14 protein-coding genes are annotated in these 15,825 nt (G+C 43.7%); all 14 read left to right on the top strand.

Translation table 11 applies throughout. The features are described from left to right. Nucleotides 1-15 precede the first annotated feature (15 nt). The 14 genes from PWYN_RS06225 to PWYN_RS06170 all read left to right on the top strand — a co-directional run bounded on the left by PWYN_RS06225 (nucleotide 16) and on the right by PWYN_RS06170 (nucleotide 15,746). A complete protein-coding gene (locus tag PWYN_RS06225) occupies nucleotides 16-1,125 on the top strand; it encodes a deoxyribonuclease IV (protein WP_036649563.1) in 1,110 nt (369 codons plus the stop codon). 61 nt (nucleotides 1,126-1,186) lie between these two features. Beyond that, nucleotides 1,187-2,086, top strand: coding sequence for a formyltetrahydrofolate deformylase (purU, locus tag PWYN_RS06220; protein ID WP_036649561.1), 900 nt, complete (start codon nucleotides 1,187-1,189; stop codon nucleotides 2,084-2,086). Nucleotides 2,087-2,449: 363 nt separating this feature from the next. After that, nucleotides 2,450-3,181: a hypothetical protein gene (locus PWYN_RS06215; protein ID WP_036649559.1), complete on the top strand. Its 732-nt coding sequence runs from the start codon at nucleotides 2,450-2,452 to the stop codon at nucleotides 3,179-3,181. 18 nt (nucleotides 3,182-3,199) lie between these two features. Then, the gene (locus PWYN_RS06210) at nucleotides 3,200-4,264 is read left to right on the top strand and encodes a CpaE/TadZ family protein (RefSeq protein ID WP_036649557.1); all 1,065 of its coding nucleotides are present in this window, start codon (nucleotides 3,200-3,202) and stop codon (nucleotides 4,262-4,264) included. Then, nucleotides 4,261-5,733, top strand: a complete 1,473-nt coding sequence (locus tag PWYN_RS06205; RefSeq protein WP_036649554.1) for a P-loop NTPase family protein — start codon at nucleotides 4,261-4,263, stop codon at nucleotides 5,731-5,733. The genes PWYN_RS06210 and PWYN_RS06205 overlap by 4 nt, the downstream gene beginning before the upstream one ends. Before the next feature lie 11 nt (nucleotides 5,734-5,744). Beyond that, nucleotides 5,745-6,794, top strand: a complete 1,050-nt coding sequence (locus tag PWYN_RS06200) for a hypothetical protein (RefSeq protein ID WP_036649552.1) — start codon at nucleotides 5,745-5,747, stop codon at nucleotides 6,792-6,794. Between the two features lie 11 nt (nucleotides 6,795-6,805). Beyond that, nucleotides 6,806-7,675 carry a hypothetical protein gene (locus PWYN_RS06195; RefSeq protein ID WP_036649550.1) on the top strand — a complete coding sequence of 290 codons (870 nt, stop codon included), beginning with the start codon at nucleotides 6,806-6,808 and terminating at the stop codon, nucleotides 7,673-7,675. A 57-nt stretch (nucleotides 7,676-7,732) separates the two neighbouring features. Continuing rightward, complete coding sequence (locus PWYN_RS29140; RefSeq protein ID WP_157261096.1) at nucleotides 7,733-7,906, top strand: hypothetical protein; 174 nt, start codon at nucleotides 7,733-7,735, stop codon at nucleotides 7,904-7,906. Further along, nucleotides 7,903-8,046 (top strand): hypothetical protein, encoded by a 144-nt coding sequence (locus PWYN_RS29135; RefSeq protein ID WP_157261095.1) that lies wholly within the window; start codon nucleotides 7,903-7,905, stop codon nucleotides 8,044-8,046. Before PWYN_RS29140 ends, PWYN_RS29135 begins: the two co-directional genes overlap by 4 nt. A 16-nt stretch (nucleotides 8,047-8,062) precedes the next feature. After that, nucleotides 8,063-8,443 (top strand): hypothetical protein, encoded by a 381-nt coding sequence (locus PWYN_RS06190; protein ID WP_036649548.1) that lies wholly within the window; start codon nucleotides 8,063-8,065, stop codon nucleotides 8,441-8,443. A 56-nt stretch (nucleotides 8,444-8,499) separates the two neighbouring features. Continuing rightward, a complete protein-coding gene (locus PWYN_RS06185; RefSeq protein WP_036649545.1) occupies nucleotides 8,500-8,997 on the top strand; it encodes a hypothetical protein in 498 nt (165 codons plus the stop codon). Nucleotides 8,998-9,025: 28 nt separating this feature from the next. Beyond that, nucleotides 9,026-9,628 carry a hypothetical protein gene (locus tag PWYN_RS06180; RefSeq protein ID WP_036649543.1) on the top strand — a complete coding sequence of 201 codons (603 nt, stop codon included), beginning with the start codon at nucleotides 9,026-9,028 and terminating at the stop codon, nucleotides 9,626-9,628. Between the two features lie 8 nt (nucleotides 9,629-9,636). Beyond that, nucleotides 9,637-11,937, top strand: coding sequence for a hypothetical protein (locus PWYN_RS06175; protein ID WP_036649541.1), 2,301 nt, complete (start codon nucleotides 9,637-9,639; stop codon nucleotides 11,935-11,937). A gap of 14 nt (nucleotides 11,938-11,951) precedes the next feature. Next, nucleotides 11,952-15,746, top strand: a complete 3,795-nt coding sequence (locus PWYN_RS06170) for a hypothetical protein (RefSeq protein ID WP_036649539.1) — start codon at nucleotides 11,952-11,954, stop codon at nucleotides 15,744-15,746. Nucleotides 15,747-15,825 lie beyond the last annotated feature (79 nt).

Raw genomic sequence — 15,825 nt, 5'->3', positions numbered from 1 at the left:
AAAGAGGGAAGTCGCATGCTGAAAATAGGTTCTCATGTGTCCTGCTCACCTAAGGGATTGCTGAGTGCGGTCAATGAGGCAAACGAGTACGGCTCCAGCACATTTATGTTCTATACCGGAGCGCCGCAAAATACACGCCGTAAGCCAATTGATGACTTGTATCCTATAGAAGGAAAATTGGCTATGGAGAGTAGCGGCATCGAAGATACCATCGTTCATGCTCCATATATTATTAATCTAGGCTCTTATAAGGAAAGTACATATAAGCTGGCCGTTGATTTCCTTAAAGAGGAGATCCGTCGTACGCATGCGTTTGGAGTGAAACACATTGTGCTTCATCCCGGAGCATTTACCGATATGGATGCGGAATACGGCATTCAACGAATCGCTGACGGACTTAATGAGGTCTTAGGCGGCACGAATGAAACTGAGGTTCATATAGCTCTGGAGACTATGGCTGGAAAGGGCACAGAAATGGGCCGCAGCTTCGAGGAAATCGCCTCTATGATCGAGAAAGTGGAGCATAAGGATCGAATATCCATTTGTCTCGATACCTGCCATATTCATGATGCCGGGTATGATATCGTGAATAATCTAGATGGAGTGCTGGAGCATTTTGACCAAACGATCGGCTTGGATCGTATCGGTGTTATCCATGTTAACGACAGCAAAAACCCTTGCGGAGCGGGCAAAGACCGTCATACGCCTGTGGGGTCTGGGTGGATTGGTTTTGAATCCCTTAACAAGGTGGTTCATCATCCGGCATTAGCAGGTCGGCCATTCATACTGGAGACGCCTTGGATCGGTAAAGATGCGAAAACTCAACGCCCAATGTACGAGGTGGAAATTGCTCTGCTGCGTGGGAATGTGGAAGAGCGCTTTGGCCCGGAATTCGTCGAGGATGTTCAAAAGCTTCGGAGCTTCTTTGCGGAGCTTGAGCTGGATCACCGTCAATATGTTCTTGATATATGGACCGTGCTGAAAAACGATGCCAAAGCTAAAAAAGAAGATCCGCGCGAACCGCTTGAGCGTCTTTACGATTATGTAACTGCTGCCGAGCTGTTCCCTGACTTAAGTGAGGAAGCAATCAATCATCGCTTGATTGCTTGGCTGGCAGGAAGTTAATAGATCAAGCAGTTCGTTTAACAATAGATAGCGTAAGTAGATGAGAGGATGGATAGAGATCATGGAATTACATGTTAAGAGAGAGCGTTCCTCAGGCGATACCCTGAAAGCAAACCGAGCACGTATGCTCATCTCCTGCCCGGATGGGCCTGGTATTGTTGCAGCGGTATCACACTTCCTGTATCAGCATGGTGCTAACATTGTACAGTCGGACCAATATACAATGGACCCCGAAGGCGGAATGTTCTTTATGAGAGTTGAGTTTGACCTGCCTGAGTTGGAAGAGCGTCTAGAAGAGCTGCGTAATTTGTTCGGTACAATAGCTGAACGTTTCAGCATGGATTGGCAAATTTTCAATGTGAGCCACAAGAAGAAGCTGGCTATCTTTGTTTCTAAAGAAGATCATTGTCTGGTTGAGCTGCTGTGGCAGTGGCAAGCAGGGGATCTGGATGCTGAAATTTCCTTGGTAGTCAGCAATCACACTGACATGAAGGCCTACGTAGAATCTTTTGGCATTCCTTTTCACCATATTCCGGTTACTGCAGATACTAAGGCAGAAGCAGAGAAGCGGCAGCTTGAAGTGATCGGTGATCATATCGATGTCATTATATTGGCCCGTTATATGCAGATCATTTCCCCGTCGTTTATCGAACATTATCGTCACCAGATTATCAATATTCATCATTCCTTCCTCCCGGCTTTTGTTGGCGGCAAGCCTTACGCGCAAGCTTACCAGCGTGGTGTGAAAATTATCGGCGCAACCGCTCACTATGTTACAGAGGAGTTGGACGGAGGCCCGATCATCGAGCAGGACGTTCAGCGTGTAAGTCATAGCGATGATGTAACCGAACTGAAACGAATTGGACGAACCATTGAGCGTGTAGTATTAGCTCGTGCTGTTAAATGGCATATCGAGGATCGCATTCTCGTTCATCACAACAAGACGGTTGTTTTTAATTAATCTTCATATATAAGCTTAACAAAAGAAAATAACAAAAAGCGAAAAGGAACGAGGGAAATTTGGAACTGTAGGAGCGACAGCGACCGCCTTTGTATCCGGATTTCAACCACTAAAAAGCGGGTTAAATCAAAGAAATCTGGATACAACAGCGGCCGGAAGTCCAAATCTTCACGGTAGTGACGCCAGAGCCTTAAGTTAATATCTTAAGTCATCTTATATACTCCTCAACTCCCCACTAATCTAATAACCCCTTACGCATAACAGGTAAAAAAGCATTTTACCAGCATTTTGGATATCTACGCCAAAGTGCATTTTGTCGTGCGCAAATTTTCGAATAGGATCAAATTTAAAGGAGGCGGCGGGTTGTCATATCAGCGGGGTCACCTGTTAAAACGTAATTATTTATTTGCTTTTCTTATTCTACTTGTCGGCTTCGGCGGTCTTCTGGGCTATGATCTCTACTTCAAACCATATGTGCTCTCACAAACAGTGGTTAAGGTCAAGGTGGAGGAGGGGAAGATCCTGCCCAAAAACTATGAACTACAGGGATCCGATCTCTATTTGGATACAGTGCAGACAAAGGATATTCCCAATGCAGTAATTACAGAAATCTCGCAGGTTGAACATAAGGTTACGAATGTAAATCTCACCAATGGCAGTATCTTAACAGAAGCCTTAATTGATATTAATGAGTTGGAGCCTACCCGGGATGAGGGGGTTTTTCCTATTCCGAAAGAGGCTATCTATGGCATCAATGGATCTTTACGAAGCAGGGATCAGGTAGATATTTATCTGGTTAAAGAAGAAAAGCTTAAGAACAACACTCAAGGTGAAACCGATCCTCCAATTTCAGGGGATTCCGCGCCACTTAATCTGCCTGGGCAAGAGGCTTTTCTCACCGGTGTAACCGTCAATTACGTCCGTACGGAGGATAACAACGATGTCTTGGACACGGAGCACGGGAATAACAATAATCGGCTGACCTCTACCGGGAAAGTTGCCTCGCCCGAGCTTAAGCTGAAGAAAAGTGATGGTCAGCGGCTGAAAGGCTATTTGGAACAGGGATTTAAGCTCTGGATTGTACGTGTGGAATAGGAAGGAGGAGGGCAGCAAATGAAAATATTCTGTTTGGGCATGGATCAGCTTTCTATAAACGATATTAAAAATGCCGGATATACCGTTGTAACCCAAACTGTGTTCCCTGAGCCGCTGCAGACAGAGGGGCACATATTAATCGTTTCAAGTGATATAACTCCGGTTTCAGAGCTAGGTGAATTCCGCACCAGATATACCAACACCACCCTAATCTATATGTATTTGCATAAGGGAGTGAAGGGATATAAGGCAGTACATATGCTTTGCGAAAGCCAGGGCATCTACTTTCTGCCTCCGCGCATTACAGCAGCAGGAATGATTGAGAAAATTCAATTTATTGTAGAGGAGGAGGGAGATTCAAGCAGCAATTGGATCGGTTTTTTCGGTTCGGGTCCAGGCATTGGCTGTACGACTGCTGCCAAGCTGTTCGCACGGCGGATTGCGGCAACGGGTCAGAGGGTGATTTTACTGGGGCTCGACCTTTATGACCCCGGTTATGACCGAAAAGCTGTTATTAGTCTCGATAGGCTCCGACCGAGGATTACAGGAAAGATGCTGAATGACGATGATTTTGAGGCCTTCATTAAACAGGAGGGATATTTGTATCTGCCGGGCAATTATGACTTTCTAAGCGCTCAGGATTATCAGGAGGATGAAATACAGTATTTGTTGGCTAAAGCGGGTGAGAATGCCGATGTGGTTGTTGCTGATTTTGGTTCTATACCCGAAAGTGCCGCTTGGTACGTAGGTATGCAAAGTTCAGCTTTGCGTATGATGGTTACCCATCCGAAGCACCAATACAGATTGGAGCCGCTTCTCGAGCTGGCAGGTCAGCTGGATCTGCATGCGCATGATTTTAACATTATAATCAATCGCTGCAATGTGGAGGAAATGCTCTCCCCCAAAAATATGGCGCTCCGTTTCGGCAGTGAGATTTTACTGGAAATCCCGTATTATCCACCCTTTCAGGACAGTCTTCCTTTGGGCAAAAAAGAACTTCAGCTTGTCGATGGAAAGGTTCAATCCCTTCTCGTAGCCTTGGGAATGGTACCGGAAGCCAGAAAGAAGGCGGTTTTTCTATGAACATGCATGGAAGGCCGATAATGCCAGTGGATTCAGCACCTCAGCATTCGCCATTCTCTCTTAAACAAAGCATGCAGCGAAACCGAAAACCCGGTAAAGAGGATTTTAATATCTTCCTGCAGCAAATGAAAAGAGACATGAACGTTAATCTTGAACGCGAGGATGAATACTATTTCGAGCTTAATGCCAAGGCGCTGATAGGAGATCCTCAGGCCGTCAGTTTTTTTATGAATGAAATTGAGAAGTACTTACGAAAAACACCGTTTACCGGGAGAATTCCAGAAGCTTATCAAACAGCGGCAGAGGCGCTTTTTCATGAGTGGAAGGGCTTTGGCCCGGCTTACCGTTGGTTTACTGACCGCGCATACAGTGAATCTACGGGGCTGCAGATGATTGGACGGCAAATCTTTTATAACCATAGAGGAAAATTTGTTGTTTACCCTTATGAAATGCCCTCACTGGATCGGGTTGAACAATTAAAAAGATCCTTGCTCAAGAGCGATCAAAACAAAAAGCTGAATAAAGATAATCCTTCGGTAGAGTTCAAAATGGATGATCCCCTTTGGTCCGGCAGGTTCATTAGACTGGCAATATGGGTATCCCCGCGGGTCTGGGAGGGGTTTACGACGATTTCGCTGCGGAGGCAGGTGGTAGAATTTCTGGATCTGGAAGATCAGGCAGGGACCGAATGTATACCGGCAGAGGCGGTGGAATTAATCAGGGCGCTATCAGGTACCTTTCGCAATACGATCATAGCGGGTGCTGTCGGATCGGGTAAAACAACCTTTGCTAATACCATTGTTGGCGAGCAACTGCTCGGATCTACATCCTGCATGGGTGTCGTCATGATCGAAAAGCATCCCGAGTCAATTCTGCCCTATCAGATTAAAGGGCACCGCATTATCCCCATTCAAGCGAGCAACGAAGAGTTGATGGAGGTGGGTGTGGAGTCGCTGCGGCATGATCCGAATATTCTTTATATGACCGAGATGCGCTATAACGAATGGGAGTTTTATTTATGGAGCGGAGAAAAAGGTTATGACGGCATTACTGGAACTTTTCATACAGTAGATTCAGAGGACATTCCTTATCAAGGCGCGTTTGCGGTTTCTACCCGGATTGGCGGAAGTCTGAAAGGGCATCTCATCTCTGCATTGAAAGCCTGTGAGCTGGTCTTTATTTTGGAGAGTGTCCAGGAGGGAAAGAAGCGGCTTACACGGATTTCCGAGGTGTTCTATGATGAGGAACGCAATTCAGTGTTTGCGAACGACCTGATGCGCTGGGAGGCTGATCAATCGGGCTGGACTTATAATGACAAGCTGACCCAAGGGCTTTTAACAAAAATGAACAAAAAGGATGCCACTACTGCCAGAGTGCTACAACGGGAACTTGGAAAACTTGCAAAGGCTAAACCCATGAAGTTTCCTATGAAGGAAAGCTTGAAATCTCGGATTGTTCTTAACGAATAGGCGGTGAAACTTTGGACCTTTTATTTTATATGCTGCGTTTTATGCTTCATTTATTGATAGTTTGCGGATTATGGCTGCTGGTGAAGCCTCTGGTAGAACGAAATTTAAGGCATATGGGTCATAAGGTTGATTTCAGGATCAGCCTGGGGATACGTGGTTTTGGCAAAAAAGTCAGCAAGAGCAATAAGAGTTTATGGATCTACCGTCATTTTGATAACCTATTGTATTTTGCAGACCGAAGGTATGAGCCGGGAATCAGCGTAATCCGCTTCCTTTTACGAACTGGGATTTTGTTTGCCGCTGTCTTTATATCGGGTCTGCTAACGCTCAGCGAACTGCCGGGACATTTGAGCTTTCAAAATCCTTTTCTGGAGGGGATGAATTTTAATGAAGGAGTTTCAACCGAGAGGGCGTGGCGTTTTCCATTTTTTATAGCTGTTATTGCAGCAACACTTCCCTATTTTCGAATGAGATACATCTACGCGCAGAGGAAGGTGCGGGGCAGCTATGATCTACTGGATGTCGTTAAAATCTCTACCAAGTTTACGCATCTGCCGGTGGATGCTCTTCTTACAAAAACAGCTGATTTTTTGACTGCAGATAATGTCCTGAAAATACCGTTGAAATTACTAGGGAACGCCTTTGCTAATTACAGCAATGAAAGAGAGCTTTATGAGGAGGCGGGACGATTCTCTAGAACCATTGGGACAACCTTTGCCGTTGAATTCTTGTCAGACTTGCTCTATTCAGAAAAGGAGGGGACGGTTTATTTGAAAAACTCGCTAATGATGTTGAACCGTTCAATGGAACAGCAGCGAGAGACTATTCTAACAGTAAAAGCGGGAAGCAGAGATGCCATCAGTCTCGGGTTATACGGCAATCTTGTGGTACTGGTATCTTCGGTCGGAACCTTTATCTACATGCTTAAGCCTGATGTGTATTTCCGGCTGCAGTTTCAGACTTCGGTAGGTCTGACGTTCCTTGCAGTGATTGTTGCCGGTTTATTTGTTTCTTTTATCATCAGTACAATTCTTGCCAAACCCAAATTGGACTACCATTAAGGTGATGAACTATGGATAGATTGTTAGTATTAATCGCTGTATTCGGTGTCGTGTACTTAGCAATACTTGTGTTCGTCAGCAGCAGCACTAAGCAAGAACGGTACCTGCAACGGTTGGAGCTTAGGTGGAACAACTTCGGCAACCGCAAGGGTAATGAACGTCTTCAGCAATTGCTGCATAATGGCGGGTTATCGATTTCTGCGCGAAAAGTTACGATGTTCCGTTACGCCGCCGCATTTTTTTACTTAACTATGCAAGTCTTGGGCGACTATATTCGCCATGATGTATTTTCAGGATATGATGTCCTCGTCAGTTGTCTAATTCTCTTCATTACCAGTCCTTCGCGGTTTCTTCCGTTTGGCTGGCTGCTAGCTTGGCTCCATCAAAAAACGAAAATTCAAAAAGACGGTGAGCTGATCTCCTTTATCCGTCTATATGAGAATAATCGTCTTCGCAGGCACGGGTATATGCAATTTGGTGCATTCTGTGCAGGAACCGCCGCGCATTTTCAATATATTCGTCAGGATTTGTATGAGCTGTCGGAGCGGGCAATAGATGAAGGGGTGGAACGGGCGATTGAAGAGTTTTGTGCTAAGTTCCCGGAAAATCACGCTTTTATCAATGATATTAGGTCTATCTTACTTGCAACTGAAGGGATGGATGATGATGCGGAGGCGGCACGGTATTTGCGTGAACAAGGCAAGATTATATCTAAAATATCAAGTGATCAGTATTTGAAAAAATGGTCCTTTATTGGGGATATCTCTTCCATTATCACTGTGATCCCGTCGATTGCTACTTTTTTGATGATCGTTTCATTGGCGATGCAGTACATTATGTTGATCAAGGGGAATTTTAACGGAATTGCTCTATTCCAATAAAATTATGTCATATTCAAACATCTTATAAAAATATAAAATAAAAGGGAGATTTTAACAATGAAAAAGGACGCTATTTCTACAGGTTTGTTTATCGCTATCGGGTTTCTGTGTGTTGCCATTGTAATTGCCATTTTGATTCCGGTAGTTCGTGATGTGGTGGGTGATGCGGATGATAATAAACCGGTGATCCCGGCAGTAAGTATGGTGGAGACTGTAGAGTCATCGCTATGAAAAAAGACTCTATCTCCATCGCTATGTTCTTAGCCATTGGTTTTGTCATCGCCGGGATCTTCATCTCGGCAGCAACGAATATTATCGGCAGCAGTCAAGATGATGTAATCACGCATACCAAGCAAATAGAGCAGTATTAGGAGAGGGGCATATTCATTGAAGGCGACCGTCCTCCGGGCTTTGTTCATGTGGCTTGTTCTTTTTATCATTCTGCAGCCCATCTTCACCTACATAGATTATCTGCTAGATTTGCAGATCAAAGCCAACACGTCCTACATTACCCAAAAAGCAGCTACAGAGGGGATGGTCACCGCTGCCATGAGGAATGAAGTCACCTCAAATCTGAAGGCTATCGGGTTTTCCGAAGACACTATCGAAATCACCAGCAGTACCGAGATTATACAGGAACGAAAGAAAAGACTGGATGTATATATCAAAGCGCCGCGTGTTCATCTTTTTCCGTATAACTTTTCAACCGTATCAGAGCCCGTTAACTACTATGGACATGGCTCCATTATGAGTGAATATCTCGATTAAAAAGCCTGAGGGAGTTAACGGAGAAGGAAGTTAGGTTTGTAGGAGTGTGAAGCTTAATGGACTATATAGTAAAACTTGCATTTGTTCTGTTGATCTTCATCTATACATGGTTTTTTCAGGTACAAAATCAAGAATGGGATATAGAAAGGGGGCTGCTTAAAGATGCCAATAACATGGCCGTTCACGATGCTGTTCAAGAAATAAATGAAATCGAACGCTCACAAGGCCGCTTGATTATAGAACCCATCATTGCGTATGAGACATTTCAAGACACCCTCCAACTTAACCTGGGATTGGATGATAACTTAACCCCTAAAGCCGGCAGTCGACTTCACGATAAGGTATCAATTGTGAAATTCGTCATTATAGACGAGTCTTCGGGTGTATCCTTTCCATTTTTATATGAAGATGCACAATACGGAATTACAAAATACATACAGGGACCGTCCGTTATCTCCGTAATAGAAACGAAACATCCCGTTCTTATTAGCAGGTCCAAAACCCAAGAAGCTATTCGTGTACCAGCCATTCAGGAATATAAGTACGATAAGTAAAATGATAATACTAAAGGGAGAGATTCAAATGAAAAAAACAATTGTAAAAACAGTGATGGCAGCATCCATGTTGTTCAGTATGGTTTTAGGGCAAGGAGAGGGAACTGCTGTAGCAGTAGCAGCTACTTCAGCAACTACGAAAGCTCCGGTAATGACGGATAATTTGTTCAAGTATGGATTGAAAAAGGATGTTGAGCTTCCGGTGACGGTCACGGCTGGTGGGCTTAGTTATACGCTGGAGAAGATTATGATTTATGATATTAAGTCTGCAACGGCTCAAGAGTTGATTAAGAAATATGGGTATGGTAGCTATGGAAAGTTCTTAGTTTGGACCAAAATCACTATTGAAAATAAAGGGAATAAAACTATTGAAGTTAGCGCAAATGACCCTGACCCAAAATGGATGATCGGCGTAGGCGATGGAGGGATACTTGATCAGGGTATGCCTAGCATAAAGGTTCGTGAAAAAAATAGTAAAGAGGCTCTATGGAGCTACAGCCTAAAACCAGGACAAAAATTAAGTACTTATCAAGGACTTTTTAACCTAGGTTCAACATTTGATTATTTAGTAATTTGGTTAGATGTCAAAGGTAAATCAGGACAAAAATATATTGTAAATCGGGAAGAGTAGATAGATAAATGAAAAGAAAGCTCAATCTACTCGTTCTTAGTTTGTCGCTCATAGCTCCGTTTTTCACTTACTCTGCCACACATGCAACCGATACAACATCGGCAACCGTAGGAATACCTACCTCTATCGGTTTAATCGGGGTAGCTAATAGCGCAAAAACCTATTATCTTGAATTGCCTAATGGGGTAAGTAGCTCTGCAATTAAAATAGGGTCAATTAAATATTCGGGAGCGAATACTCTCATTGATAATATCACGCTTGATAACGGCAAAATAAAGGTTACTCTCAAAGGCAACGGGAATACTCAAACGATGAGTAATGTTCAGGGATTTAGCGGAGAGTTTAAAAAACCTTTTAAGACCACACCGGGCAACTCTATCTGGCTGTATTCAAATGGACGTCGCTGGCAGATTAATGATTACAAGGCATTAATGGACACCATGGACTCCTATGACTTAAATGCAGATGACAACATAACTCCATCCGCTAACCCACCATTAAGGCTAATTACTACCAAATCTAATCTCTCAGCAGAAGGACTTATATGGTATAACAACTCTTCAAAAGTGATCATAGATCCAGATTCAATCATTCAATCTACAGTGAAACCATTGGAATTTTCTAATGATCTATATAATAGAACTCCAAATATAGAAACTGTTCAGTTTAAAGATAATCGAATTATTGTAGATTATATGATTCCAAGAGTTAGCAATGATAAAAATAGTTACCCAACAAAATGGCAAGTAGAACCCGATGATGGAAAGCACGATTTGTCTGGACATGCAGAAGGTCGTCGATATCAAATAACGGAATACTACTATTATGTAGCAGACGCCAAACTAACAACCTACAACTACGCAGGCAACATCACCTTCGACTATAATCTCCCTACCGACGCAGAACTCAACGGAATGGTAACCGTCCTAACTCCAAATCCAAACCCTACTAAATATGAAAATAAGGATGTACCAGTACAGCTCTCGCTGCGAGGCGAATTATTAAGATATACCAACACATCGAATATCTCCGAATGGGTGTTTTATGCGAAGGAAAAGGGTAAGGATAATACGCTTCAAACTAAGAAGGACTATAGCAAGACATTAAATTCGAATAAGGTATTCGATTTTATCATTCCTAAATCAAGGGTTACATCAGATAACTTTAGACTAGAGTATGAACTGACTGTCATCGTTAGATTTAGCAATCCGGTAACGACCCAAAGCGGTACCATTACATACTTGCAGCAACCCTTATCGGCAATGGTAGAGGTCTATAAAAATCAATCCTCCGTTATCTACCCAAGCACCCCGCCAGCGCCGGCACCAAAGGGACAACCACCGGTAGCAGTTTTAATGGTTCCTCCTGTTGTCAAAGCAGGGGAGGATGTTTTTGCCAGAGGTGGAGGTTCGTATGATCCGGATGGGGAAATCAAGAACTATTTCTTTCAAGCACCAGGATCTATTAGTCTACCGACACCTACGGAATCAACATCAACGTTCTGGTATCCTATCGAGAGCATTGGTGAGAATACGGTCGGACTAACCGTAGTAGATAATGATGGAATGACCGGCAGCACGGGAGGATTTATAAAGGTGATTCAACCTATTCCGGATGCCCAGATTGAAATCACCGGGACAAAAAAGCAAAATCGGAAAGTAATCCTAACCAGTAAAAGTACAAGCCCGTTTTACTATCCTCTGGATCAAAGCAAAACGAAAATCACCATTGAGGCCATGTCCGGAGGAACGAATGCAGATATCAAATATGCCGGAACGTTAAGTGGGATAACGGCTAACCCTGTACTTTTTAAAAAGCCGGGTATTTATAGAGCAAGCATTTATGTGGAGAACACGCTAGGATACAGCGCAACAGATGTAGTGAATTTTGAGATTGTTCCGGACGAACCACCCGTTGTTTATTTTTCAATGCCAGGTAGGGCATTCCGTGATCCTTTAAATGGGAACCAAGCAGTCATATCGATAGATGATATGTCGTATTCTCCAGACGGGGACATCATAGATCAACGGTTATGGGAATATCGGTACGACTCTGATAATGATGGAAACTTTAATGAAGAAGCATGGGTTATTTTCAGCAATGAGAATAAAGACCGGCTAAATCTTACAGTAACCGAGGTAGGTAAATATGAGATTCGCCATACTGCTTATGAAACCTTTGGTCAGCCTACGATTGATGCCTTTATCACTTCAGCGGATCGAAAGTTTGCGGATTCTAGCGGCCAGAACACCATCGAAAAAATAGTGGATGTCAAAAATCGAGCGCCACAAGCTGATTGGTCATGGTAGAGAAAGGGGACAGAATGAAAAGGAAAGTATTAAGCTTCATCAAACTTACGATCTGTTTTTCAATGCTCATACCGATTTTGATGTATGGAGGTTTGCAGAAAGTAGAGGCCAGCACAGATCCTAATATTATTGAATATGCCGGTGTTGAACTCCCAGCCTACGATGGATACGCGGAGTATGTCCCTAATCCAATGGAACCGTGGAGACATTTAAGTGACACAACCTACTGGGGGAAGACTTGGACTCACCGTGATGCGGTTTCCATAACGAACATTAAATATAACAAGTACACTAAAATGATTAGTTATGATGTCAGTCAATATCAAACGAAGCAAGATTCCTATAGAGGGAGCGATTTAACGAGTAATGGTCCGCTATGGATTGAGCAGTACTTTGATTGGGATTCGTATTTAACAACGGGTGTCCGTATTGAAGGACTTAGCGCAAGTGGGGTCATGCATTCAAGGGATTTTACTCATAATTTTTACGATATTGATATTTATTACTTTGGCAGCTTTCCGCACTCCTACGCAACAAGAACCATTCCTGCTAGAAGCTATAGTTACTCGGTAAATAATGGATGGATCCAGGAATATGATATTGAAGAACCCAAGTTTCTTGTATTTGAGAACACATGGGGATCTTATGTAACAAAAAATGATTCCAATGCGACTACTCTCGTCAAGGAATTTTATAGGTTTCCTCTAATTGTCAATAGTCCGCCGCAGGTGTCTGTAATCTCCCAGAATAATATGACACTAATTAACGAACCTGGTCTTAGCACGATGGATGTAGAGGGCTACGCACAAGATCCTGATAATGATGATTTAGAGGTAATTGTAGAAGTGCCGAATGTGTTTTATCGCAAAATTAAAGTCACCGGCACGAAATCACCTAAGTACTTTTCAGTGCCTATAGATGTAATCAGTGATTCGATCCCTCCAGGGAGCTATCAGGTCAAAGTGAAGGTTGTAGACCCTTATAAATATAGGGCAGAGGCACCTCCACTAAACTTTACGGTCCAGAATCGATTGAAAAGAAATGCCTTTGTCCTTATTAATTCACCGATCATAAGCCCAACGGTTTACACGGATTCAGAGGGCGATCCCAAATATGCTGAACGGTACAAATATGAGCATGATCCCGCCTTTTTTGATAACAGCATGGGACTCATTTCAGACTCGGGGCAGTGGAGAAGTGCAACCTATGCTTCTTTCCCTTACACGGGCCAATATGTGGCTACGGTACAGTTCAAGGATAACCCCAAAACCAATGACCAGTTTGATAATTACCGCTTGTGGAGTAGAGACAATTTATCCGCTTTAGCTTTTCAGGTTCACCGTAAGCCCATTGCAATCTTCGCAGCTAAAATCGTAAACGGTACGCTGCAGCTCACGGATAGCTCATACGACTTGGATCATATTAGTAGAAATGATAAGGGGCTTAGTGTTTGGCAATGGCAGTATAAACTTACAGAGGATGAGTTTTGGACCGAGGGCCAACCCCCTGCGCAGCTACCTAAAGTCGAAAACTATGATATACGACTGCGGGTAAGGGATATAGACGGTGAAAATGGTAATGGGGTTTGGAGTGACTGGTGCCTGCGTACCGTGGGCAAATCTGCCGCGAATCTTCCACCGGTTGCCTTATTCACCGCCGATCCCAACATCGTCTCCTATAAAAAGACCACATTAATCACGGACAAGTCCTTTGATCCCAATAATGACTACTTGGATATTTATGAGTGGATCATCCGAAAGAGTGGAGCGATCATTTGGAGTTATTCAGGCACACCGACTTTACCGCCGAGCATTACCGGTTATGGCGTTGGGAGTTATGAAATTACTCTAAGGGTACATGATAATCTGGGATTATGGTCTGAGCCTTATACTCAAAATGTTAATGTAGTCAATCATCCACCGATTGCGGCCTTTGAAATGCCTACTGAAGTTTACCGAGATACCTTGATTACACTGCAGAATAAAACACGGAATCCGGATGAGGATGGGGATGCATTAACGTTTGGATGGAACGCACGTATTGACGGAGGGACTTATCGATATGTGGGTGGCAACGAAAACCAGAGCTTAACGGTTAGGGATCTACTAAGCAAATACGGGATATCACAGCAGCAGGCGATCTCAAATGGTTGGGAAATGCGTTTAGAAGCTTGGGACGGGACGTATAACTCTTTCGCTACAAAGTCATTTTCGGTAATCAACCACGTTCCGACAGCTCAAATTACGGGGCCGGTCAGTGTATATCAGTACGATAGCAAGACCTATACTTCGACCGATACGGATGACGACTCTGCGGATCAGAGCAGTCTACGGTATTACTGGAATGTAACGGACAGCAACGGGGGGATCAAGACCTACTCCAATCCTAACATCACAGTGACCTTTGACGAACCGGGGAAGTATACCCTTCAGCACTGGGTGGTAGACCAGATTGGCGATAAATCGAACATAGCGGTATTGAATGTAACAGCAGCGGAGAACCTGAGGCCTTCGATGACGATCACCTCCCCTGCAGGAACCATTGACAGCCCAACGGTGTTACTCTCGGATCCACTAATGAAATGGTCATATTCCGATCAGGAAAACGATGCTCAGGAGAAGTACCGTTTCGAGTTTTTCACGATGGATAGCTTGTTAGCCCAGACGATTGAGAACATCGACACAGTTGGGACAAGTCGGCAATATCAAACTCCAAATCTAACCTTTGAGCGGTTTGTGTATTATACGGTTAACGGTCGTGCTGCCTCACGGGGCCAGTGGTCCGAGGTGTCAAACGAGAAGGCTTTTATCATCGATACGCCTCCCGTTCCTGGATTTACTCTAAATCAGAGTTCGGGGCATCGAAATGAGGACTTTCTCATCACCGGCACGGCTACTGATGCAGATATCTTAAAAGGGGATAGTATTACCTACAAATATTACCTGAAGCCCTTTGGGGGATCGGAAGCACTTATCAGCGCATCGAGTGATTTTGTTAAGCAGTTTACGACCCATGGATCCTTCACAATTAGACAGGTAGTAACCGATTCTCTAGGGATTTTTAGTGAAACCTCACGGAGTATCACCATAAGTAATCAGATTCCAACAGTGGACATCACTTATCCGGGTAGCAGTAACTCTGCAAGCCCTACGGTAGCCAGTACACTTACACCTATTCTCCAATGGAACTACCAGGATGGTGACGGCGATTTGCAGCAGCGCTTCAAGGTGAGGGTTATTGATTTGGCGACAAACAATATCGTTGCACAGTCAGGTGAAACCGCATCTTCAGCCAAGCAATGGACTATTACAGGTGGGACGATAGTAGAGAACAAAAAATATGCGGTGGAAGTTGAGGTATTTGACGGCTATGAATGGAGCAGCATATCACCTCGTAAATATTTCATGGTGAATCTACTGACCATCCAGGGTGGTGTCAAACATACTACGGAATGGAATGATAACCGTATCGGTTACAACTTGAAAAAGAGCGGCAATCCAGACAACCCAAGAGGGTACAATGTGTTTTGGGCAGGAGAGCGGTTTATCCTGCAGGCCGATACAACTGGATTACCAGACACCGTAGAGGTAACGATGCCGGGCGGTTACCATACGCAACTTAGCGCTACTAGTGGTGCCAAGACACTATGGACGGGTGAACTTTATGATCCCTCTTTCGAGAATCTGCCGAATGGCCCGATTAGTTTTACCTTTACAGCTCAAAATGCATTCAGTACCAAAGTAGATACTGTAACTGTCACTATTTCTGAAGAGTGGTCGGAGTTTTCTAGAAGTCACAGAACGAAATAGGTGTAATCTTTAATAGATTGGCAATTAAAAAGACGACTTTACATTATGCTTTCGAATGTAAAAGTCGTCTTTTTTAGTA

The organism is Paenibacillus wynnii (assembly GCF_000757885.1).
GTDB classification, from domain to species: domain Bacteria; phylum Bacillota; class Bacilli; order Paenibacillales; family Paenibacillaceae; genus Paenibacillus_AQ; species Paenibacillus_AQ wynnii.
Note: the sequence above shows the minus strand (reverse complement) of the source record. Positions and strands in the feature narration are given on the sequence as shown.

What these genes read in the sequence shown, in the direction of transcription:
- PWYN_RS06225 (WP_036649563.1), top strand. Translation starts at nt 16, where the DNA reads ATGCTGAAAATAGGTTCTCATGTGTCCTGCTCACCTAAGGGATTGCTG.
- purU (WP_036649561.1), top strand. Translation starts at nt 1,187, where the DNA reads ATGGAATTACATGTTAAGAGAGAGCGTTCCTCAGGCGATACCCTGAAA.
- PWYN_RS06210 (WP_036649557.1), top strand. Translation starts at nt 3,200, where the DNA reads ATGAAAATATTCTGTTTGGGCATGGATCAGCTTTCTATAAACGATATT.
- PWYN_RS06205 (WP_036649554.1), top strand. Translation starts at nt 4,261, where the DNA reads ATGAACATGCATGGAAGGCCGATAATGCCAGTGGATTCAGCACCTCAG.
- PWYN_RS06195 (WP_036649550.1), top strand. Translation starts at nt 6,806, where the DNA reads ATGGATAGATTGTTAGTATTAATCGCTGTATTCGGTGTCGTGTACTTA.
- PWYN_RS29140 (WP_157261096.1), top strand. Translation starts at nt 7,733, where the DNA reads ATGAAAAAGGACGCTATTTCTACAGGTTTGTTTATCGCTATCGGGTTT.
- PWYN_RS29135 (WP_157261095.1), top strand. Translation starts at nt 7,903, where the DNA reads ATGAAAAAAGACTCTATCTCCATCGCTATGTTCTTAGCCATTGGTTTT.
- PWYN_RS06185 (WP_036649545.1), top strand. Translation starts at nt 8,500, where the DNA reads ATGGACTATATAGTAAAACTTGCATTTGTTCTGTTGATCTTCATCTAT.
- PWYN_RS06180 (WP_036649543.1), top strand. Translation starts at nt 9,026, where the DNA reads ATGAAAAAAACAATTGTAAAAACAGTGATGGCAGCATCCATGTTGTTC.
- PWYN_RS06175 (WP_036649541.1), top strand. Translation starts at nt 9,637, where the DNA reads ATGAAAAGAAAGCTCAATCTACTCGTTCTTAGTTTGTCGCTCATAGCT.
- PWYN_RS06170 (WP_036649539.1), top strand. Translation starts at nt 11,952, where the DNA reads ATGAAAAGGAAAGTATTAAGCTTCATCAAACTTACGATCTGTTTTTCA.